This window comes from Moraxella oculi (assembly GCF_023336735.1).
In the GTDB taxonomy this organism is placed as follows: domain Bacteria; phylum Pseudomonadota; class Gammaproteobacteria; order Pseudomonadales; family Moraxellaceae; genus Moraxella; species Moraxella oculi.
In genome coordinates this window covers 1-20,308 of sequence record NZ_JAMBAQ010000003.1, presented here as the reverse complement: position 1 = coordinate 20,308, position 20,308 = coordinate 1, and the positions used below count along the sequence as shown (strand labels likewise).

Sequence of the window (20,308 nt, the reverse complement as noted above, 5' to 3'; positions counted from 1 at the left end):
CATCATTCATTTCAGGTCATCAAAACTTCAAAAAACACTAAAAATACTCAAGCCATTCAAGTCGAGCTTGATGATCTGTCATACCGTAGTTTTTTTGAACCACGCCTTTAAATCTGACTGCATGATGACGATCAAAGTCGTATTGCACCCCCACATCAAGACTTGGTTGCACATAGGCTGAGCGTCCAACATCATCTTTATGATACCAATATGGCACGACCAACTCACCCATGATACGCAACCTGTCGGTATGGTGATGGACGCATCCCAGGGCTGTTCTCACACCTGCTCGATATCCCTGATTTAACTTACCAAGCTGGATACTTGGTCCACCAAGCACATAACATACAGTGTCTGGCATATCCCCTGTTTGTATCCGACCCTTCCCAATCGCCCACGACCTGCCTTTTTGCATATGAGCATTTAGCACAGTATGCTGATGGTTATTGGCATCTGACGCATCACTTACCTCATTCACCCCCAAGTATGCTTGTATCGCTGGGGCTTTTTTATGACTCTTACCATCTGGGTAAGCCTTGGCAGTGTTTGCAGGGTTTAGGGCGGTGGCTTTAAAAACGATCAAGTCATGCAGTTTAAGTATTCCGTCTTGATACTTGATGTCAAAAGATGGCAAGATGATTTCATGAAACTTACGCACCCCCGCAGGATTATCCAGCCAGCCTTGATAACCCATGCGAAAGCTGGCGTGATGAGCAATCCCATGATGACCATCATAAGATATTGCCACACCAAAGCGACGCATTGGGCTGGCCATGATGGGATTGTTGTCGTTTGGTTTAATATTCGCCACATCAAACGCATTGCCGTTATTGATGATGAACTGACGCTTGGTAGAGTTAGACGGATGATAGTGAGTTTGAGTGATGACATGCTCGTCATCAAGCAACTGGGCAACCTGTGCTGGCGTCGTGATCGCCCCAAGCCTTTTAAACAAAGCCTTATCCGCACGCACCACATCAACCAAACGCACGATTTCTGTTGCACAGTTATCTTTTGTCAAATAATAAGGACGCACCAAGTGACGCACTTCCCAAATATGTCGCATGATTTGATCAATCTGCACCTTTGTCAAATCCAGGCGATATTCCCAAAGGTCTCGCTCATCTTTAATCAGATAGTCATTCGCCTTATGCTGATAAGGCAAAATCTCCATGACTCCCGCATACCCACCCACAAGGGGTTTGATCGCCGCAGACAGCACGCCATCATCTCGGTTGATATCGACAGTATAGTTCATCGCTGTGGCAAATCGCCCCGACGCATCATCATCACGACTGTCAATACGCATGAAAGTATGTGCAAACGCCGCCGCCAAATTATTACCATGCTCCTCAGCAAATACTAAAGATAAGCTTTTGGCATTGATATTGCTTGCCCATGCACGAAAATCCGCACAATCATCATCAGACACATCAAGCAAAACGCCATACTTTTTTAGCTCATCTTTCAAAAAATGCACGCGTGCAGGAAATCGACACAGCACTGCCTCATCACGACTTTCAATGGCAGAAAGCATGGCGATCAATTCATTTTTTGGATTGATATTCTTAGTATTGGATAGAAAAAACCCACTCTCAATCAAGCCTTGTGTTTTGTTGTTGGATTTGCCATCATCTGACAACAGTAACAGTCGTCGCCAAAGCACATGCCGACTTAATTCCGCTACTTGCTCATTACCCAGCAAAAAAGGCATGGTCGGATATGATGCTTGCAGATGATCATCATCACGGACATCAGCATTGGTAATCACAGGGGTGGCTGACAATGCCAAAAATGGGTACAAAACCCAAGAAAATCGTTTGGAATTCATCATAATTTTGCTAAAATGAAGTGTTATTTTTTAGTATATCATTAGCATGAGTGATTTTCACATTAAAGATGGTATTTTACAAGGTGCAGCCTTTTTACCATCACCCAACTTTAACGCACGACCCATTAAGCATGATCAACCAACCATTCATGGCATCGTCATTCATAACATCAGCCTACCACCATCTCAGTTTGGTCAGACCGATCAACATGGCACGCACTTTGTCAAGGCTTTTTTTCAAAATCAGTTAAACGCATATGACCATCCGTATTTTTCCACCATTCACACCATGCAAGTTTCAGCACATTTATTCATTGAAAGAGATGGATTGGTAACGCAATTCGTCAATTTTAATGAGCGAGCATGGCATGCAGGCACATCCACCTATTTAGGACGCACCAACTGTAACGACTTTACCATCGGCATTGAGCTTGAAGGTGATGATTTTTCGCCCTTTACAGACAGCCAGTATATGACCCTTGCCCAAGTCATTCAAGCCATCTACCAAGCCTATCCCAACACCAAACGACATCTGATGGGGCATAGCGACATCGCCCCACAACGCAAAACCGACCCTGGCAACTTCTTTGACTGGGTTAGATTAAGGGCAATGATCGATGAGCTTGATTAGGTTTTTGTCGCAATTATCTTTATAAAATCTCATTGAGGTGATTAAAAGTGCCTTAAAAGCAATCAGCCAGTCAGCAATTTACTTAGCAAAAAATACCAAAAACAAGTAAAATAATCACTTTTAAAGACATCAAATAGAATGTTAAAGATATTATGGCAAAATCTCGTCTTTTTCGCTCCACAATGATCGTCAGCTCCATGACGATGCTGTCTCGTATTTTAGGCTTAGTACGAGACATGGTCTTGATGAGTGTATTCGGTGCAGGTGGCTTAATGGACGCTTTTTTAGTGGCGTTCAAAATCCCGAATTTTTTAAGAAGATTATTTGCAGAAGGTGCATTTAGCCAAGCATTCGTACCCATTTTATCTGAATACAAAGAAAAGCGTACTCTTGATGAAGTGCAGTTACTCATCAGTCGAGTCTCAGGCGTACTTAGTGGCATACTACTCCTCTTGACTGTCGCCATCATCATTGCATCCCCTTGGGTCATCAGGATATTCGCCCCTGGATTTTATGGCGATGAAGCCAAATTCGTCATAGCAACCGATCTGCTTCGTCTCACTTTCCCTTACCTGCTATTCATCTCAATGACGGCCTTTTTTGGGAGCATTTTACAAAGTTATGGACGATTTGCCGCACCTGCTTTCGCACCAGTACTTTTAAATGCCTGCATGATCATAGGTGCGTTATTATTCGCTCCGATGTTTAACACACCAATCATGGTGCTTGGTTATGCCGTTGCCATCTCTGGTGTGTTACAAATGATCATTCAAATGCCACAACTTTGGCAACAAAAACTGCTGATCGCCCCCAAATTTGACATCAAACATGAAGGCGTAAAACGCATTTTAACACTCATGCTGCCTGCCATCTTCGGCGTGTCAGTTACCCAAATCAATTTGCTCTTAAATACCGTATTTGCCTCACTGATGATTGGTGGTTCGGTATCATGGTTATATGCAGCAGAGCGTTTGAGTGAGTTGCCATTAGGCTTGATAGGCGTAGCAATTGGCACGGTCATTCTACCAAGCTTATCATCAAGCCGTGCTAAGGCAGATGAAGAAGCATTCAAAAAAACCCTAGATTGGGCCATGAAACTCATTATTTTGGTGGGACTGCCAGCATCTTTGGCGATGTTCATGCTGTCAGATGTGTTGATGAACGCTTTATTTGTGCGTGGAGAATTCACGCAACACGATGCCTTGATGAGTGGACTGGCTTTAAAAGCTTTGTGCGGCGGCATTTTAGGATTCATGCTAATCAAGATATTCGCCCCTGCATTCTTTGCCGAACAAGACACCAAAACCCCTGTCAAGATCGGCATTGTGGCCGTCTTTGCCAACATGATTTTTAGCGTTGTATTCATTGGTGCGTTTCATTTGTTGCAACTGCCCTTACATGGCGGCCTGGCATTGGCAACGACTGCTGCCAGTTTTGTCAATGCTGGATTGCTGTACTATTTTTTACACAAAAGAAAAATCTTTCGTTTGGGCAGTCATTGGAAAAAAATGGGCGTGCAGTTTGGCATATCCAGCCTTGTGATGGTGATGTCTTTATATCTAATACTACCATACTACCCAGCCGACAGCACTCAATGGCTACGGCTCATCGCACTCATTGGCATCTGCGTATTTGGTGCAACAGTATATGCCATCGCCTTGCTCGCCACAGGATTTCGACCACGCCAGCTAAAACATCACTGATCGCTTTATCCAAGCCAAGAGTCGCATGACATGACACAAATCATTTACAAATCACTACACATAAAGACAAATAACTTGTTATAATCTACACACATTTTAGGCACTGTCATGAATATCTTGGTGGTGCATCATCACACATAAAATAAGGATTATCCATGTTAAAGCCAATCAGCCAACCCGTCGCCAAAGACTTTAATCCAGCTCAAAACCTAGAAAAAATCCGCTTGGAATGTCAAGCACTTGCCAAATCTCGTGCCAAAATCTCAGCTGGCGTGGCCATCATTCCTATACCATTTTTAGATGTGGCGATTGATGTTGGCATGCTGTCTAAATTATTACCAGAAATTACCAAAAAATTTGGTCTGCAAGAGCTGACCGACCCTAACAGTGATGTGAGTGAATCATTGCGTAGAAAAAGCATCCAAGACCGCATCATCGCCATCGGTAGCCTAGTGGCAACTCGTGGCGTGGTGAATAAGACCGTACAGGGTTTTGGTGGTCGCATCATTGGCAAACAAGTCGCCAAGTACATACCTCTTGGAGGGCAAATGGTCGCAGCCAGTATCGGTTACATGATTTTTAAGAAAATCGCTTTTGATCACATTGAAGAATGTTACCGCATTGCCAAAGAAGCACAGCTTAAAACTCGCTAACATCTCAATGCCATCTTTTAGCATTCTTTGACAAGTATCAGTCTGTGTCATGATAAAGAAGACCGTCCTTAAGATGGTCTTCTTTATTTTTTAAATGATTTTCCATTTTAGCATACCAAACGTCATAGTTTCATTTGAGAAAATTCATCAAACAAGCTAAAATATACGCCATGAATTCATCATCATGTTTTTAGACTTTTTAAGTTTTATCTCGCCACTTAGCCAATTTTAGCCAAAGGTATTCTCATGACTTTTGTTGTAACTGATAACTGTGTTTTGTGCAAATATACTGACTGCGTAGAAGTCTGCCCCGTGGACTGTTTTTACGAAGGTCCAAATTTTCTTGTCATCAATCCTGATGAGTGCATCGACTGTGCTCTGTGCGAACCAGAATGTCCTGCCAATGCGATTTTTAGCGAAGATGAAATTCCAGCAGGTCAAGAAGAGTATCTTGCCATTAATGAAGAGCTGTCACAAGTTTGGACAAACATTACTGAGAAAAAAGACCCTATGCCTGACTATGAAAAATGGGATGGCGTGTCTGGCAAGATACAATATTTAGAGCGTTGATACATTTTAGTACATCTTGTCCAATACAGAGTGTTTAGCGTCCTTAAACCATAAAAACTGCATTAAAGCAGGTTTTTTATGGCATCACTCACCAAACATCAGATTTAATCTTGGCTTTGAGTTCTGGGTGATCATCAAGCTTAAATTCTGGCTTGGTCATACCTGCCTTAATCTGTCTATCATAATCCTTGACCAAAACAAACACATATTTTGATAAAAGCACAATGGCCAACAAATTGATGAACGCCATGATTCCCATTGTTAGGTCGCCCATGTCCCATACGACCGCCACTTTTGTGACCGCACCAAAATACACAAATCCTAACACAATAATTCTAAATACTGTCAAAACAACCGCATTATTTTTCAAGAATTGCATGTTAGATTCAGCATAAGCATAGTTGCCAATGATGGTTGAAAATGCAAACATGAATAAGATGAATGCCAAGAAGCCCTGACCCCAGCCACCCACATGACTTTCCAATGCCGCTTGGGTAAGTTGCACGCCTGACAAATCGGCCGCATTATTCGGTAGTTGAGCAAGCAAAATGACGAATGCAGTACAAGAACACACAATTAAAGTATCAACGAACACACCCAACATTTGAATGGTACCCTGTTCTACAGGGTGTTTCACGCTTGCCGCTGCCGCTGCATTTGGTGCTGAACCTTGTCCTGCTTCGTTAGAATAAAGACCACGCTTAATACCTTGCATCATTGCGATTGACACCATGCCACCAAAGAATCCACCACCAGCTGCCTCAAAGGTGAAAGCTTCATTAAAGATCAGCCCAATCACACTCGGAATCTCACCAAGATGTGCGACGATGATAAAAAGCGACACAAGCAAATAGACGCCAGCCATGATTGGCACAACAATCTCAGCAATCTTTGATACTCGTGCAATACCACCAAAGATGATTGGTGCTGCCAAAATAACCAAGCCTGCCCCTACGATGTGCTTGTAAATCAACCAATCACTTTGACAAGCATCATTCTCACCCACACAGCCCATCGCTGACTGAATGGATAAAGTTATCGTATTTGACTGAATCGACTGATACACAAAGCCAAAACAGACAATGAGTGCCAACGCAAACACCAAACCCAGCCATTTTTGTCCCAAGCCTCGCTCAATATAATAAGCAGGACCACCACGAAAACGCCCTGTATGAGCATCTTTAATTTTAAACAGCTGTGCAAGGCTTGATTCTGCCAATGCCGAACACATACCAATCAATGCAATCAACCACATCCAAAAAACCGCACCAGCCCCACCAATGCCAATCGCAAGTGCGACACCTGCAATATTACCCACACCAACACGGCTTGCCAAACCTGTAGCAAACGCCTGAAATGCTGAAATGCCCTGGTCATCATGATCAGATCGACTTGACAACATGGTTTTCACACTACGCCCAAACAGGCGAAATTGTGCAAAGCCTGAAAAAATCGTAAAAAACAAACCTACCAAAATAAGCAACCAAAGAAGCACATCCCATAAAGGGGTGCTGAATGTATTAATGGTACAGTGCAAACCCTCAGTAAAACTCGGCTGCGACATACAAGAAAAAGGATTATCGTACATGATCATTCCAAAATAGTTATCATCAAACACCACTACCCAATCAAGCAATAAAAAAGCGACCCACCAAAAAGGAGAAGTCGCTCATCACCCTTAAGCTTCTTGATTCGTCGGTAATGGCCATAAAGTTATTATAAACTCTTTGCAATGTGTATGCAAACTCAATTTTACCCTATTGACATGTTATTAAGCAAAACTTACCGAATGGCAATCAAGTGTTACACAGTGTGTTCTTGGGTGTTATTTTCATCACCTTGTTTTAATCCCAAAAACCAATTGAGCACAATCGCTACAAAAGTCGCTGTACCAATACCACCCAAGTCAAACTCTCCAATCATCAGCCCAAAATTTCCCGTACCCAAAATGATGGTAACGGCTGCGACCATGAGGTTTTTATTGTTAGCAAAATTGACTTTATTATCAATCCAAATCTTTGCTCCTGCCACAGTAATCAGACCAAAAACAACGATGGACGCCCCTGTCAGTACAGCAGATGGTATGGTCTGAATCAACGCACCAAACTTTGGTGAAAGACCCAAAAATATGGCAAACACGCCTGCCACGACAAAGATGATGGTTGAATAAACTCGTGTTACCGCCATCACACCGATATTTTCCCCATAGGTGGTCATGCCTGTACCGCCAACACCTGCTGATAAGGAGGTAGCAATCCCATCAGCAACGAACGCACGCCCTAAATAAGGTGTCAGATTTTGCCCAGTCATCGCACCGACCGCCTTGATATGACCCAAGTTTTCTGCCACCAAAATGAACGCCACTGGAGCGATGATGAGCATGGCATTGGTATCAAATATGGGCGAGCTAAAATTTGGTATGCCAAACCAAGCGGCCTCACCAATCTTAGCAAAATCAATGGGTGTGCCCAACCCAAAACCGTTCGAGACGACCGCATAAATCACATAGGCAAGCACCAAACCAAGTAATAACAACAAACGCTGCATGAACCCTCTTGCAAACACCGCAATCATACCCATGCAAAGCACCGTGATTAAAGTCATCCACAATTCAAATGGCTTACCAGCAACAGATGCGACAGTCACAGGAGCAAGATTTAACCCAATAATCATCACCACCGCACCGGTAACCACAGGCGGCATCAGCTTTTCAATCCATCTGGTACCCGTCGCCATCACCAAAAAACCAATCACTGCATACAAAATACCACAAGCAATGATGCCGCCCAATGCCACGCCAAGATTCGGATTGGGTCCAGAGCCTGTGGCGTGAGCGGTCGCTGCTGCCACCACCCCAATAAAGGCAAAAGACGAACCCAAATAGCTTGGCACACGCCCACCTGTCATCAAAAAGAACAAAATCGTACAAATCCCACTCATCATGATGGCAAGATTGGCATCAAAACCCATCAAAATCGGTGCCAAAACCGTTGCCCCAAACATCGCCAGCACATGCTGAATGCCAAGAATCGCACTTTGGGTAAAAGGTAGGTATTCGTTTGTTGCTACAGGCGTGGTGTCAAGATTCCCTGTATAAGGGCGGTATTTTGGAAACCAGTTCATGATGACTCCGTTTATTATCTGTTTGTCGTAATGACTTTCTAAAAGCAAAATCGGATTATTATACCGTGGATTTTATCATTTTGTAAAAATTTATCTAAAATTTTACATAAGTACTGCCAACACCCCATAAAAGCATCACTGACCTAATCATCACAGTCATAAACGCCATCACAGCAACATCTCTAATCACAATTATTTTTCATGAACTTTTGCAGATTATTCCTTTTTATTTAAACAAACTATTATTTTTAGTATTTTTTAGCATTAAGAGCAGTCTTTATGACCGAAAGCCTGATTGATTACAAAAGCAAGCCTTGCTGACACCTATTTTTGAGTAAAATGTTAGAAAATTATATTAAAAAACAATATGTTAATAGAAAATTATTATAATTTTCATAAAAGTCTTGACATCTTGTTTTTTTAATTTAGCATAAAGAAACCATAGGCTAATGAGGTATTTTGGTTTATGGTGCTTATTTTTCTTTTTCATTGATATAAGGAATGTGTTATGTTAAAGCAATTAGATCTAAGCAAAGTTGTTGGACTTAAAAACCAGTCAAACTGCAAAACAATCATGACAATTGGTGTTAAAGATCAAGATAAGAAGTAATACCAATCAAAAAAAGACACTGGGTTAAAATCTGGTGTCTTTTTGTTTTATTGATGAAGTATTAAGGACGATTAATGAATTTTAATGCTATTTATAATCCAAACCAATCTTTGGCAATTGTATTGCGTGGTGCAAATAATGAAAAAGATTGTCGATTCTTTTTACTATTTGTTAGATATTTGCGATGAAATTTTAGATAAAGATTTCAAGAAAAATATAGCCAAAAATATAGAGTTTGTGGAATCTCGCTCAATATTGGGAGGTATCTTATTCCACTTCGTTCATCACCTTGTCAAATCAATTACCAAAAATAATATCAATGAAATAAATGATGTATTTATTTCTTTTGATCAATTTATTTCGTTTTATAATAGAGAAAAAATAATTTTCTCTGGTGTAGGAGATGTGAGCAACCTGTACTTAAATCAGTTTAATAAAATTAATGATGATGCTTATGAATTTTCCTGCAAACCCATTAATGTTAATTTAATTGATGAATATCAGTTAAGAATTAATAATCTGATGAATTTTATTAAGGATATTGATTTTGAAACTTATATGGAAATTGATAATATGGTTGATGATATATATGTGTTTGGTGTAGATTTTAAAGACAGTCAAGACATGGTTTATTCTGGCAGTGACTTTGATAAACTTGGCTGTATTTTTTTCAATGAAGATATTTTTGTTGATAAAGATGATTTATTTATCTTAGATAAGATCGTACACGAATCTGCTCATCAAATATTGTTATCTGTCATGATACACGATGAAGTTATGCTTAATTCAGATGATGGGCATTATCCATCACCCCTTAGAACTGGTTTAAGAACCATGAATGGCATATATCACGCAGCTTTTGTTTTGTATAGGATAGCACGATTTTTTAATCAGATTATCAAAAAAATACCCAATATTCTTATGATGACCTGATTTCTCATATCAAGAAAAATAAGAAACAATTTTTGGCTTGCTATGATGTTATTTCCAAGAATGGAAAATTAACGAATTTGGGAAGTGCCATGATTGAGAATTGTTACAAAGAATTAAAGGATATGCCTAATGAAATTAACAGATAAATTATCCAAAGAAACCATTGAATTGATGCAAAGATTTAATGACGATGCAGTAAGAAGGCTAAACGATGATTTATATCCTATAGCACCAGATTTGGTTGAAATGCTTATTAATTCAATTTATGGAAATATTTATCAAAGAGGTGTTTTGAGCATTAAAGAACGGCATATAGCAACATCATCAGCACTTATTGCTATGGGTAGTTCAGAAAGGCAATTGTCATTTCAGGGGCTGGCTACTTATAAGTTTGGTATTACAAAAGAAAAAATTCAAGAAATATTGATACAAAATGCAATATTTAGTGGGTTTACAAGAGCAATGAATGCGGCTACTATGCTTGATGAAGTGCACAAGAAATATCCACAAGGAAAAGATAATGAAGCATAGGGATTTTTATGTTTATCAAGTTGCAGAAACGGTGCTGAATACAAGTATTAGAACAATTGGTTTTTTGTTTGCTTGGTTAATGCTTACTGTATTTAACAATCCCCAACATTTAGGGGTTTTTATTGGCATTTCTTGGGTGTGTCAGGTGTTGGGACTATTATTGTTTTCTTGGTTATGTAGCCAACAGACATTTGTTGTTTATAGTAAAAAAATATTACTACTCTTTTGTTTTTTCTGTTTATTTTCTTTTTTGGTATTGTCCTTTATTCAGAATTATTTTATTTTTGGTATTGTTTTTATTATTAGCTCTATTTTTACAATTGTATTAAATCCTTTGGGAACGAGCCTAACTAACGATTTATACGATGATAAGGATAAAGCAAATGGATTTAAGATTCGTGGTTTTGTTAATTCTATTAATACCATACTTTCTCCTGCCATCTCTGGATTTGTCATACATTATTTTGATACCAATCAAATTATTATTTTTTGTATTATTTTTTCCTTGATAAGTGGTTTTTTGTTTTATGGTATAAAAAGTATAATATTACAGAAAAGCTTAGAAAAAAAATCCAAGAATGGTTTTAAAATACTGCTTAAAAACCCCATTGAAAGAACGATGGTTTTCGTATCATTGATTGCTAATTTTATTATTACACCAATTATTGCTTATGTCATTCCATATAATATAGCAAATAAGTTTAAACTATCTGCATTTTATGTAGGTATTTCTGAAAGTTTTTTTGGTGTTGGTATGATATTTGGCAGTGCTTATTTTTTAAAAATATTAAATAAAAAAATTGGCAATCATAATAATATTATATGCAGCATTATTTTGGTAGCGGTCGGTATTTTATTGTCTATTTTAGATAATTTTTATATTTTTTGTGCTGCACTAATGATGATTGGTATTGGGGTTGTGATGTTTAATATTAATAGTACACATATTCGTTGCACGGCAACACCGAAAAATATTCGTTCAAGCCTTGAATTTATATTTTTAGCTTGCTGTATTACATTTATTCCTATTGGTGTATTTTTGACAACTTGGATATTGCATCATGGATTTTTAGGTTATTTTTATGGATTAATTTGTTTTATATTGTTATTATTATCTTTTATAATTTATAATAACAAAGATATTACTCATATTTATCAAATAGATGATGATAACTTAGAAGATTATTATGCAATTTTATACCCCAATATTTATAAATAGAAATTGGGTCATTTTTTGTCATAATTTTTTCTTTATAAATCCAAGCATTTTATAAATCCAAGCATTTAAGGTATAATCACCTACTTTCTTTAATTTTTAAGAGCCAGTTATGACCGACCAAACCACCGACTACAAAGACACTCTAAACCTTGCTGATACGCCATTTCCCATGCGTGCCGACCTTGCCAAAAGAGAACCAAAGTGGTTAGACGAATGGGAAGCAGATGAGCTGCACAAAAAAGTCCGCACCGCCAAAAAAGGCTTGCCAAAATACATCTTACATGATGGCCCACCATATGCCAATGGCAAAATTCACCTAGGTCATGCGGTCAATAAAGTATTAAAAGACATCATCACCAAATCAAAGAATCTTTCAGGTTTTGATGCGGTATATGTGCCAGGTTGGGATTGTCATGGACTGCCCATTGAACAAAAAGTGGAAGCTCAATTCGGTAAAGTGGGTCAAAAAATCAATGCCACCGAATTTCGTCAGCACTGCCGAGACTACGCCAAAAGCCAAGTCGAACTACAAATGGCAGACTTTAAACGGTTGGGCGTATTAGCTGACTGGGACAACCCTTACTTGACAATGAATTTTAAGACCGAGGCAGGCATTGTACGCGCTTTGGGTAAGATTTATGACAATGGGCATATCATCAGAGGGTTGAAGCCTGTCAATTGGTGTTTGGATTGTGGTTCTGCCCTTGCTGAGGCTGAAGTGGAATATCAAGACAAACAGTCAGATGCCATTCATGTCGGCTTTGATGTTGTGAATCGTGAAAATTTGGCAATGACTGCCAATCTGACAGGCACGATCCAAGCAGTCATCTGGACCACCACGCCTTGGACACTGCCTGCCAACCAAGCGATTGCTGTTAATGGCGAGCTTGATTATGCGTTTTTGACAACTGGCAATCACACCTACATCGTGGCAGAAAGCCTAAAAGATGATTTTGCTAACTCTGTAGGTATTGAGAATCACACTGTCTTATTTAGTATCAAAGGCGAGCAACTGACCAGTCTTAAAGCAAAACACCCTCTCATTGCTGACCGCCAAGTCCCCTTCATCACAGGCGAACATGTGACGGCTGACAGTGGTACAGGCTTAGTACACACTGCCCCCGCTCACGGCATGGATGATTATCATGTTGGTCGCACCAACAACCTACCAACCACAAGCCCAGTAGGAGCGAACGGCGTCTATCTGCCAGAATCCCAGATTTTCGTTGGTGAGCATATTTATAAAGCCCAACCAAAGATCATCGCAAACCTCAAAGAGAGTGGGCATTTATTAAACCACAGAAAAATCACTCACAGCTATCCACATTGCTGGCGACACAAGACACCCATCATCTTTCGTGCTACCCCTCAATGGTTCATCAGCATGGACCAAAAGGGCTTGCGTCAAAAAGCCCTAGATGATATTAAAAAAGTAACTTGGACGCCTTCATGGGGTCAAAATCGAATTGAAGCGATGGTGGAGAGTCGTCCTGACTGGTGCATATCTCGCCAACGCACTTGGGGCGTGCCGATTGCCTTTTTCATTCATAAGGACACAGGCGAACCACACCCCAATACCAGCGAGTTGATTGAGAAAGTCGCCCAAGTGATTGAGAAAGGTGGTATTGAAGCATGGTTCGATGCCGATGCTCATGAATTTTTAGGTGATGATGCTGATACTTACCAGAAAGTAACTGATACGCTGGATGTTTGGTTTGATTCTGGTACGACACATTTTACCGTACTTGATCAAAATGATGATTTGGTCAGCCCTGCTGATATGTACCTAGAAGGTTCTGATCAGCACCGTGGCTGGTTTCAGACCTCATTATTAACTTCCGAAGCCATTCACGGACAAGCACCGTTCAAGCAGGTTTTGACGCATGGCTTTGTAGTTGATGAAAAAGGTCATAAAATGAGCAAATCCATCGGCAACATCATCGAACCACAAAAACAGATTGATAAAACAGGGGCTGACATACTTCGCCTTTGGATTGCTTCTGCTGACTATCGCTATGAGATGAGTGCTGGTCAAAAAGTCTTTGCAGGAGCGGTTGACAGCTACCGACGCATTCGTAATACCATGCGATTTTTGCTTGCCAATACCAGCGACTTTGACATCAATAGCGATGCGGTGGCGATGGACGAATTGGTGAGTGTTGATAAATTCATCTTACACCTTGCCAACGAAACGCAACAAACCATTGTTAAATCTTATGAAGAGATGGATTTTCACCAAGTGGTGCAAGCAGCGTCTATGTTCTGCTCACAAAGTTTGGGAGGTTTTTACCTAGACATCATCAAAGACCGCACCTATACCACGCGTGCAGATGGTCAGCCAAGACGATCAGCTCAAACCGCACTGTATCACATCGCTCAAGCACTCATTCGCTGGATTGCACCTATTTTGCCATTTACCGCCCAAGAGGCGTGGGAGCTGATTCGTTCTGATGCAGACGATGACAAATATGTCTTTACCCAGCTGTGGCATGAGTTGCCAACACCTAAGATGAATGACATTACCCAAAACGACTGGCAGGTGATATTAACCGCCAAAGATTTGGTCAATAAGGCAATTGAGGACGCTCGCACAGAGCAGCTGGTCAGCTCAAACCTGACCGCCAAAGCCACCATCACCATCGATGCAGATACTTATCAGACCCTAGAAAAGTTGGGCGATGAAGCACGCTTTGTCTTCATCACCAGCGATGCCACCATCATTTGTGGTGCAGAACCAAGCATCACCATCACACCTGCCGAAGGACAAAAGTGTGCTCGTTGCTGGCACATTCGTACCGATGTCGGTACGCATCAGTCGCACCCTACGCTTTGTGGTCGTTGTGTGAGCAATATTGAAGGAAGCGGAGAGGTGCGTCGTTATGCCTAATAAAACCCCACCCAGCAACAATCCGATGAAATACTACTTCATCGCTCTTATCATACTCGTGCTTGATCAACTCACCAAACTCTACTTTGATCACAATTTTGAACTGTATGAGACAGTTGATGTCATACCGCCTGTATTAAATTGGACTTTGGCGTATAATCATGGGGCAGCGTTTAGCTTTTTGGCAGATCAATCTGGCTGGCAAAAATGGTTTTTTGCCAGCTTAGGGCTGATGGTAGCAATCTTCATCACCGTTTATATACGACAAGTCCCCCGTGAAGCCAGATCATTATCAATCGGTTTATCACTGGTGTTGGGTGGTGCGATTGGCAATGTGATTGACCGCATTCTTTACGGTCATGTCATTGATTTTATTCATGTTCACTATGCTGATGTGTGGCATTATCCGATTTTTAATATCGCTGATATTGGCATCTGCATAGGCATGTCATTAGTCATGTATGACATGCTGTTTTTGGAGAAAAAACGGACAATCCAATAAGCGATTTTTTAGAGGTGAAGTGCGTACAACACACCATTAGATACCAAAATTCAAAAACGGTGCATAATATGCACCTTACGGGGCAGCCAAATACACCCCCAATCAGTTAAATTTTGATTAATGAACCATTGTCAAGCTAACACTTACCCACAAACCGCCATTTTAAAATTCCGTCAAGAGTTTAATGCTGTTTTTGAATTACAATTATTGATTATTGCGTAATTATGTATAGACAAATGGGTAGCATTATGGTAAGATTGTTTTTATCATAATCCGCTTGGCAGCAATTTTAGTCAAGTAATAATATGAATTTATGTTAAATTAAAACATTTATAATCTCATCAAATGGAGTAAAATACATGCAAAAGCTTAACCCTTCTTATTCATTAGTGCTTGCAAGTCTAACTGCCCTTAGCATGACAGCATGCAGCAGTGGCGGTGGTTCAAGTGTACCAGTAGCAAAACCTGCCAATGTGGTTAATTCCCAACCCTCAGCACCAACTGCGCAGACTACCACAATTCAAGGCAACAAGATGAATATCGTTAATGGCAAAGCCAATGGTAGCACCGCCATTACCAATAGCCCTAGCACCAATAAAGTGGTCGTCAATGGACAAGCCGTAGATTTCATTCCAAACGGTTTTAGTGCACGCACACTAAATATTACTGCATCTAATATGGCTCGTGTTGGTGGTGGCTCAAACCTTGCCTACACTCGTTATGGCTATGTGCGTGAAGGTAAAACTGGTGAAGCTTACCTGTTCGCACAAGGAAATCCTACGACCAAAATGCCAACCACAGGCACAGCAACCTATACTGGTCAAGGTGTCCATTTTGCGAATGGTGCAAATAGCAATGTTAATGCTTCATTTCAAGTCAATTATGGCGATAAAAACCTTAGTGGCACTGTAGGCAATGTTTCATTAAAAGCCATCATCACAGGTAATACTTTCGCTGGCAATCAAGGCGGTATCAGTACCAAAGGTCAATTCTATGGTGCAAATGCAGCCGAGTTGGGTGGTACTTATCGCAATGCTGATGGAAGTGTTGCAGGTGCTTATGGTGCTAAAAAATAAGCATTCCATTCATGACAAGATCATTTAGTATAGGCTTGGTGGTATTTTTACTGCCAGGCCTTGCCTTTGCCAACACCCCCAAAGATGATTTGCCTCTGTCAGAATCTCTCTTGGCAGACGTCGCCACACCCAGCATCAGCCAGCAGACCCTTCAATCAATCAACCTCATTACGGAAAAAGAATTATTATCAGACACAAATCTTTTTAATGAGGTGATCAGTCAAGCCATTGATAGGCAAGATGTGCGAGGGCTGCAAATTTTATTACCCGTATATGCTACCTTGACTGACAAAGATGACATTTTATATCTATATGCCAACGCTGTCGTACAAGAAAAACATGACATCAATCAAGCCATTTTGTATTATCAGAGCATACTGCAACAAAATCCCACATTAACACCCATACGAGTTCGGCTAATTTTAGCACTTCTTGCCAATCATCAAGTACATGTTGCTCAAAAGCAACTTGATATCGCCAAGCAAGACGGCACTCTACCTGCAAACATACTCGCTAGCATCGAGAAGCAATTTACACAACTCACACGGCTTAATACTCAATTTTCTGTGCGTTATTTAGATGATGATAATGTTAATAATGCTCCACAGCACAGCGAACACCAAAGTTGGCAGCTACCCAAACCTCAGTCAGCCCACGGAATGGGCTATGCCATCAGGCTCTCAAAAAATCACTATTTGCAAGATCAGCTGAGTCTTGGCATACACACATCTATCAATGGCAAATACTACTGGGACAATCGAGAGTATAATGACATCATTGGTGAAGCCTCTCCTGTATTATCTTATAGAAGCCTTGATAAACGAATGGATTTAAGTATTTATCAGCAGAAGCGGTATTTTGGCGGCAGTGCTTATTCTGACACAAAAGGTGCTCGACTAAGATACACCCAGCCTTTGAGCAATGAGTATCAAGGCAGCTTGAATATTGACTTTGCAAAAAAGAAACATAAGACACGCCCTTTTTTAGATGGTACAAGCCATGCAATGGTGCTTGGCATAAGTCATTATAGCAATCCACAGTACCACATCAACATCCATCTGACAAAAGATGATGCCCAAGATGATAGTGAAAGCTATAAACAAGGTATGATACTTGCTGGCTTTAATCAAACATGGCGGAATATCAGCGTAACACATCAGTTTGGCATCGGAAAACGCAGCTACCAAGATGTGGATATTTTTAACATCAAAAGAAGTGAAATGATTTATCACATTAGGCAGAACATTTGGCATCGAAACTTACATTATCAAGGATACCACCCCAGCTTAAATCTACACTTTGAACGAGTCGATAGCAATCATTTCGCTCATGACAGCAAAAATATTCAAGTCTTTATATCAATCGATAAAAAGTTTTAGCATCTCATCAATCCAACACTTGATGCAAAACTTAAAAATAAAAACCTGCCATCAAAAGTGGCAGCAAATGCTACCTTCATGGGTATTTCTTTCATGATCATTTAAGAGATCGACTGTTGCACAACCTTGATGTGAATTGAGTATCGACCAAGCTTATGATAAACTATGACCAGTTTTACCAATACACCTCAAAACATGAACCCAATCCTACCTAACGAAGAGATTCGCATTACACATGGCAGCCATGTGGAACTGTATTTTGAAGTCAGCTTGCCAAACGGTACTGTGATTGACTCCACTTTTGACCGTGCCGAACCTGTCAGTCTAACCATTGGCGATGAAAGCCTACTGGCAGGCTTTGAGCAAGTACTCATCAATCTAAAGGCAGGCGATACTCGCACCGCCCACCTGCCGCCCAATCAAGCGTTTGGTGAATGGAATGAAGAAAATGTGCAGACCTTTGCTCGTGCCAAATTCTCACTCTCCGAACCCAACCCTGTGGTCGGCATGATGATGGAATTTAATGATAAAGGCAAAAATTCACTCGTGGGTGTGATTAGCGAAGTGAGTGATGATGAAGTAAAAGTAGATTTTAATCACCCCTTGGCGGGTCAAGAAGTGTTGTTTAAGGTACAAATCTTTAAGGTAACACCAAAAGGTGAAAGTAGCTTAAAATTCGTTTAAAAAAATGAAATCGGATAATTTGATTATCCGATTTTTTATATTTAGTGTTTTAGCACTTTGTCATGCAATGTCGCCAGCCCTTGCTCCATTGCCACTTGCAATTCAGCGGTCAGCTCTTTTTGGGTTTTTTCTTTTGGAAAGATTGGATCAAGTGGTAAGACATAAGCAGTAATCCTCTCACTGTCCATGACACGCTTGATGCTCTCCGCCATCGTACGCTCGCCATAATAAGCAGCAGCATCAGACAATCTACCCTCTTTATCCACATAGGCGATGACGATGGGACAAATGGGCAATCCCGTATCAATACTGGCTTGTAATAGCTTGCCATAAATCTTTTTGATGTGCTTACCATCTGTGGTTGTTGCCTCTGGGAAAAATACCACCGACGACCCACCACGCAAAAAGTCAGCGATTTGATCAGACACACTGCCCACATCTCCCGAACCACGCTTAATAAATAGTGTGCCGCCAGCTTTGGCAAGCTTGCCAAAAATAAACCACTCACCAATCTCTGCTTTTGATAAAAAGAACACAGGAGCAGCAGAACCAACCACAGGAATGTCAAGCCAACTGACATGATTTGACGCCCACAACCCATGCGTTTTTGGCACAGGTTCAACCTCAACCACCTTGATGCCAAATGTGCCAGCCATCTTACGACAAAAGCTTTGGATATACTTAGGCAAAATATCTCTAGGCGGTGTATCAAATGCACCAATACGCCGAGCGGTGAGATATCCACCCAATAAGGTCAAACCCATACCAAACGCCGTCTTAATGCGAACATACTGTCTTTTTACAAAACTGATCATCATTTACTCTACAATAGTTCACTAACTTCCGCCAATAATGCTATAAAAAAATCAATGAAATTGCAAGCATTTTAGTAAACAAATATTCACAATATCCAGCCTAATAAAAAAACACCATCCAAAATACCCTACCAACCCTTGCTCAATACTCTCAAACTTTGATAAATGACTTCCAAGCCATTTCTTAATGGTTGCCCAAGTTCTCTCAACGGGATTTTATCAGATGAGTAAGGCAATCAGGGCAAAAAAAAGGGGGGTGTTGACGACTTCTCCAGACAAGACAGTGGCAAACAACGCTCAAATACAAAGATTGTCATCATTACTTTTCTGTAAAGCAACCAAAAAGTAATGACATTAAAAAACAAGCCATTGATATGTACTTAGAAGACTTAGGCTTTCGTGCCATGGACAGATTGCTTAACATCAGTTATGGTGCAGTCCATCAATGGGTCAGACAGCTTGGCGAACAACATCAAATCAAACAAGATACCAATCGAACAATAACTCTTGTAGAGCTTGATGAAATTCACAGTTATTGTTCAGTGTTCTTTAGTCTTCGATAATATCCATATCAAACAAACCGGTTTTATGTCTTTTTTCTTTCATATGATTATAAAAGACATGACCCCTATAAAAAATGCAACATCGATAAAAATTTTATAAAAAAAAACAATACTTTATATAAAAACATAAATCTAAAATATGTCAGTATAACCAGAATGAGAAATACAAAAAAAAGATGAGCAGACTGATATGAAAGTTTCTCCATTTGGTTTTGTTTTTATAATGGCTATCGATTGACACAAGCATCTCATACTTTTTTGAGCAAATCATAACCACTCTACCTAACACACCTAAACTTAAAAGCAAATGCCATAGATAAAAATCCAAGGTTATTTGACGGTATTATTTCCGTTATTGATACTCCCAATGGTATGGTGCAACAGGTGATGTGACAAGCCCTTATCATAACCATTTTGTAAAATCATCAAAGGTCATTAAACTAAACTCTTCACCTAAAATCATACCATCTTTATCATTATCTAGAAAAAATTTGGAACTGTCCTAGATAATGACTAAAAACTCCATGTAGGTTAAAATAACCCAATGAGAAAAAGTCGTCTAAGTCAGTACAAACAAAACAAACTCATTGAGCTGTTT

17 protein-coding genes are annotated in these 20,308 nt (G+C 40.2%); 13 read left to right on the top strand and 4 right to left on the bottom strand.

Features of this window, described 5'->3' with window-relative positions:
- Window positions 1–37: 37 nt before the first annotated feature.
- Window positions 38–1,834: an Lnb N-terminal periplasmic domain-containing protein gene (locus M2R47_RS02265; protein WP_249098326.1), complete on the bottom strand. Its 1,797-nt coding sequence runs from the start codon at window positions 1,832–1,834 to the stop codon at window positions 38–40.
- A 43-nt stretch (window positions 1,835–1,877) separates the two neighbouring features.
- On the opposite strand from M2R47_RS02265, the gene ampD reads away from it, so the two are divergent.
- From ampD to fdxA, 4 genes are all read left to right on the top strand, one after another.
- A complete protein-coding gene (gene ampD / locus M2R47_RS02260) occupies window positions 1,878–2,462 on the top strand; it encodes a 1,6-anhydro-N-acetylmuramyl-L-alanine amidase AmpD (RefSeq protein WP_249098323.1) in 585 nt (194 codons plus the stop codon).
- A gap of 152 nt (window positions 2,463–2,614) precedes the next feature.
- Complete coding sequence (gene murJ, locus M2R47_RS02255; protein ID WP_249098321.1) at window positions 2,615–4,165, top strand: murein biosynthesis integral membrane protein MurJ; 1,551 nt, start codon at window positions 2,615–2,617, stop codon at window positions 4,163–4,165.
- 155 nt (window positions 4,166–4,320) lie between these two features.
- The gene (locus M2R47_RS02250) at window positions 4,321–4,818 is read left to right on the top strand and encodes a hypothetical protein (RefSeq protein WP_249098319.1); all 498 of its coding nucleotides are present in this window, start codon (window positions 4,321–4,323) and stop codon (window positions 4,816–4,818) included.
- Window positions 4,819–5,064: 246 nt separating this feature from the next.
- A complete protein-coding gene (gene fdxA, locus M2R47_RS02245) occupies window positions 5,065–5,388 on the top strand; it encodes a ferredoxin FdxA (protein WP_249098317.1) in 324 nt (107 codons plus the stop codon).
- 88 nt (window positions 5,389–5,476) lie between these two features.
- Here the strand turns inward: fdxA and M2R47_RS02240 are convergent, their stop codons facing one another.
- Together M2R47_RS02240 and M2R47_RS02235 are read right to left on the bottom strand one after the other, a co-directional pair.
- Window positions 5,477–6,952 (bottom strand): alanine/glycine:cation symporter family protein, encoded by a 1,476-nt coding sequence (locus M2R47_RS02240; protein WP_249098681.1) that lies wholly within the window; start codon window positions 6,950–6,952, stop codon window positions 5,477–5,479.
- A gap of 239 nt (window positions 6,953–7,191) precedes the next feature.
- Window positions 7,192–8,514, bottom strand: coding sequence for a solute carrier family 23 protein (locus M2R47_RS02235; protein WP_249098677.1), 1,323 nt, complete (start codon window positions 8,512–8,514; stop codon window positions 7,192–7,194).
- Window positions 8,515–9,259: 745 nt separating this feature from the next.
- On the opposite strand from M2R47_RS02235, the gene M2R47_RS02230 reads away from it, so the two are divergent.
- The 8 genes from M2R47_RS02230 to M2R47_RS02195 all read left to right on the top strand — a co-directional run bounded on the left by M2R47_RS02230 (window position 9,260) and on the right by M2R47_RS02195 (window position 18,332).
- Window positions 9,260–10,054, top strand: coding sequence for an aKG-HExxH-type peptide beta-hydroxylase (locus M2R47_RS02230; protein WP_249098315.1), 795 nt, complete (start codon window positions 9,260–9,262; stop codon window positions 10,052–10,054).
- 129 nt (window positions 10,055–10,183) lie between these two features.
- Window positions 10,184–10,585: a carboxymuconolactone decarboxylase family protein gene (locus tag M2R47_RS02225; RefSeq protein ID WP_249098312.1), complete on the top strand. Its 402-nt coding sequence runs from the start codon at window positions 10,184–10,186 to the stop codon at window positions 10,583–10,585.
- Window positions 10,575–11,804 carry an MFS transporter gene (locus M2R47_RS02220; RefSeq protein WP_249098310.1) on the top strand — a complete coding sequence of 410 codons (1,230 nt, stop codon included), beginning with the start codon at window positions 10,575–10,577 and terminating at the stop codon, window positions 11,802–11,804. Before M2R47_RS02225 ends, M2R47_RS02220 begins: the two co-directional genes overlap by 11 nt.
- Before the next feature lie 109 nt (window positions 11,805–11,913).
- Window positions 11,914–14,691 carry an isoleucine--tRNA ligase gene (ileS, locus tag M2R47_RS02215; RefSeq protein WP_249098307.1) on the top strand — a complete coding sequence of 926 codons (2,778 nt, stop codon included), beginning with the start codon at window positions 11,914–11,916 and terminating at the stop codon, window positions 14,689–14,691.
- On the top strand, window positions 14,684–15,193 hold the full coding sequence (gene lspA, locus M2R47_RS02210) for a signal peptidase II (protein WP_249098304.1): 510 nt from the start codon (window positions 14,684–14,686) through the stop codon (window positions 15,191–15,193). The genes ileS and lspA overlap by 8 nt, the downstream gene beginning before the upstream one ends.
- Before the next feature lie 359 nt (window positions 15,194–15,552).
- Window positions 15,553–16,269: a transferrin-binding protein-like solute binding protein gene (locus tag M2R47_RS02205; RefSeq protein WP_249098301.1), complete on the top strand. Its 717-nt coding sequence runs from the start codon at window positions 15,553–15,555 to the stop codon at window positions 16,267–16,269.
- 11 nt (window positions 16,270–16,280) lie between these two features.
- Complete coding sequence (locus M2R47_RS02200) at window positions 16,281–17,648, top strand: surface lipoprotein assembly modifier (protein WP_249098298.1); 1,368 nt, start codon at window positions 16,281–16,283, stop codon at window positions 17,646–17,648.
- Between the two features lie 165 nt (window positions 17,649–17,813).
- Window positions 17,814–18,332: an FKBP-type peptidyl-prolyl cis-trans isomerase gene (locus tag M2R47_RS02195; protein WP_418001176.1), complete on the top strand. Its 519-nt coding sequence runs from the start codon at window positions 17,814–17,816 to the stop codon at window positions 18,330–18,332.
- A gap of 41 nt (window positions 18,333–18,373) precedes the next feature.
- Here the strand turns inward: M2R47_RS02195 and M2R47_RS02190 are convergent, their stop codons facing one another.
- Window positions 18,374–19,147, bottom strand: a complete 774-nt coding sequence (locus M2R47_RS02190) for a lysophospholipid acyltransferase family protein (RefSeq protein ID WP_249098671.1) — start codon at window positions 19,145–19,147, stop codon at window positions 18,374–18,376.
- A gap of 374 nt (window positions 19,148–19,521) precedes the next feature.
- Here M2R47_RS02190 and M2R47_RS02185 point away from each other — a divergent pair, with 374 nt between their 5' ends.
- Window positions 19,522–19,710: a hypothetical protein gene (locus tag M2R47_RS02185; RefSeq protein ID WP_249098296.1), complete on the top strand. Its 189-nt coding sequence runs from the start codon at window positions 19,522–19,524 to the stop codon at window positions 19,708–19,710.
- Window positions 19,711–20,308: the final 598 nt, after the last annotated feature.

Excerpts from the sequence above, each read along its gene's own strand:
- M2R47_RS02265 (WP_249098326.1), bottom strand. The coding sequence starts at position 1,834 with ATGATGAATTCCAAACGATTTTCTTGGGTTTTGTACCCATTTTTGGCA.
- ampD (WP_249098323.1), top strand. The coding sequence starts at position 1,878 with ATGAGTGATTTTCACATTAAAGATGGTATTTTACAAGGTGCAGCCTTT.
- murJ (WP_249098321.1), top strand. The coding sequence starts at position 2,615 with ATGGCAAAATCTCGTCTTTTTCGCTCCACAATGATCGTCAGCTCCATG.
- M2R47_RS02250 (WP_249098319.1), top strand. The coding sequence starts at position 4,321 with ATGTTAAAGCCAATCAGCCAACCCGTCGCCAAAGACTTTAATCCAGCT.
- fdxA (WP_249098317.1), top strand. The coding sequence starts at position 5,065 with ATGACTTTTGTTGTAACTGATAACTGTGTTTTGTGCAAATATACTGAC.
- M2R47_RS02240 (WP_249098681.1), bottom strand. The coding sequence starts at position 6,952 with ATGTCGCAGCCGAGTTTTACTGAGGGTTTGCACTGTACCATTAATACA.
- M2R47_RS02230 (WP_249098315.1), top strand. The coding sequence starts at position 9,260 with ATGAAAAAGATTGTCGATTCTTTTTACTATTTGTTAGATATTTGCGAT.
- M2R47_RS02225 (WP_249098312.1), top strand. The coding sequence starts at position 10,184 with ATGAAATTAACAGATAAATTATCCAAAGAAACCATTGAATTGATGCAA.
- M2R47_RS02220 (WP_249098310.1), top strand. The coding sequence starts at position 10,575 with ATGAAGCATAGGGATTTTTATGTTTATCAAGTTGCAGAAACGGTGCTG.
- ileS (WP_249098307.1), top strand. The coding sequence starts at position 11,914 with ATGACCGACCAAACCACCGACTACAAAGACACTCTAAACCTTGCTGAT.
- lspA (WP_249098304.1), top strand. The coding sequence starts at position 14,684 with ATGCCTAATAAAACCCCACCCAGCAACAATCCGATGAAATACTACTTC.
- M2R47_RS02205 (WP_249098301.1), top strand. The coding sequence starts at position 15,553 with ATGCAAAAGCTTAACCCTTCTTATTCATTAGTGCTTGCAAGTCTAACT.
- M2R47_RS02200 (WP_249098298.1), top strand. The coding sequence starts at position 16,281 with ATGACAAGATCATTTAGTATAGGCTTGGTGGTATTTTTACTGCCAGGC.
- M2R47_RS02195 (WP_418001176.1), top strand. The coding sequence starts at position 17,814 with ATGACCAGTTTTACCAATACACCTCAAAACATGAACCCAATCCTACCT.
- M2R47_RS02190 (WP_249098671.1), bottom strand. The coding sequence starts at position 19,147 with ATGATCAGTTTTGTAAAAAGACAGTATGTTCGCATTAAGACGGCGTTT.
- M2R47_RS02185 (WP_249098296.1), top strand. The coding sequence starts at position 19,522 with ATGTACTTAGAAGACTTAGGCTTTCGTGCCATGGACAGATTGCTTAAC.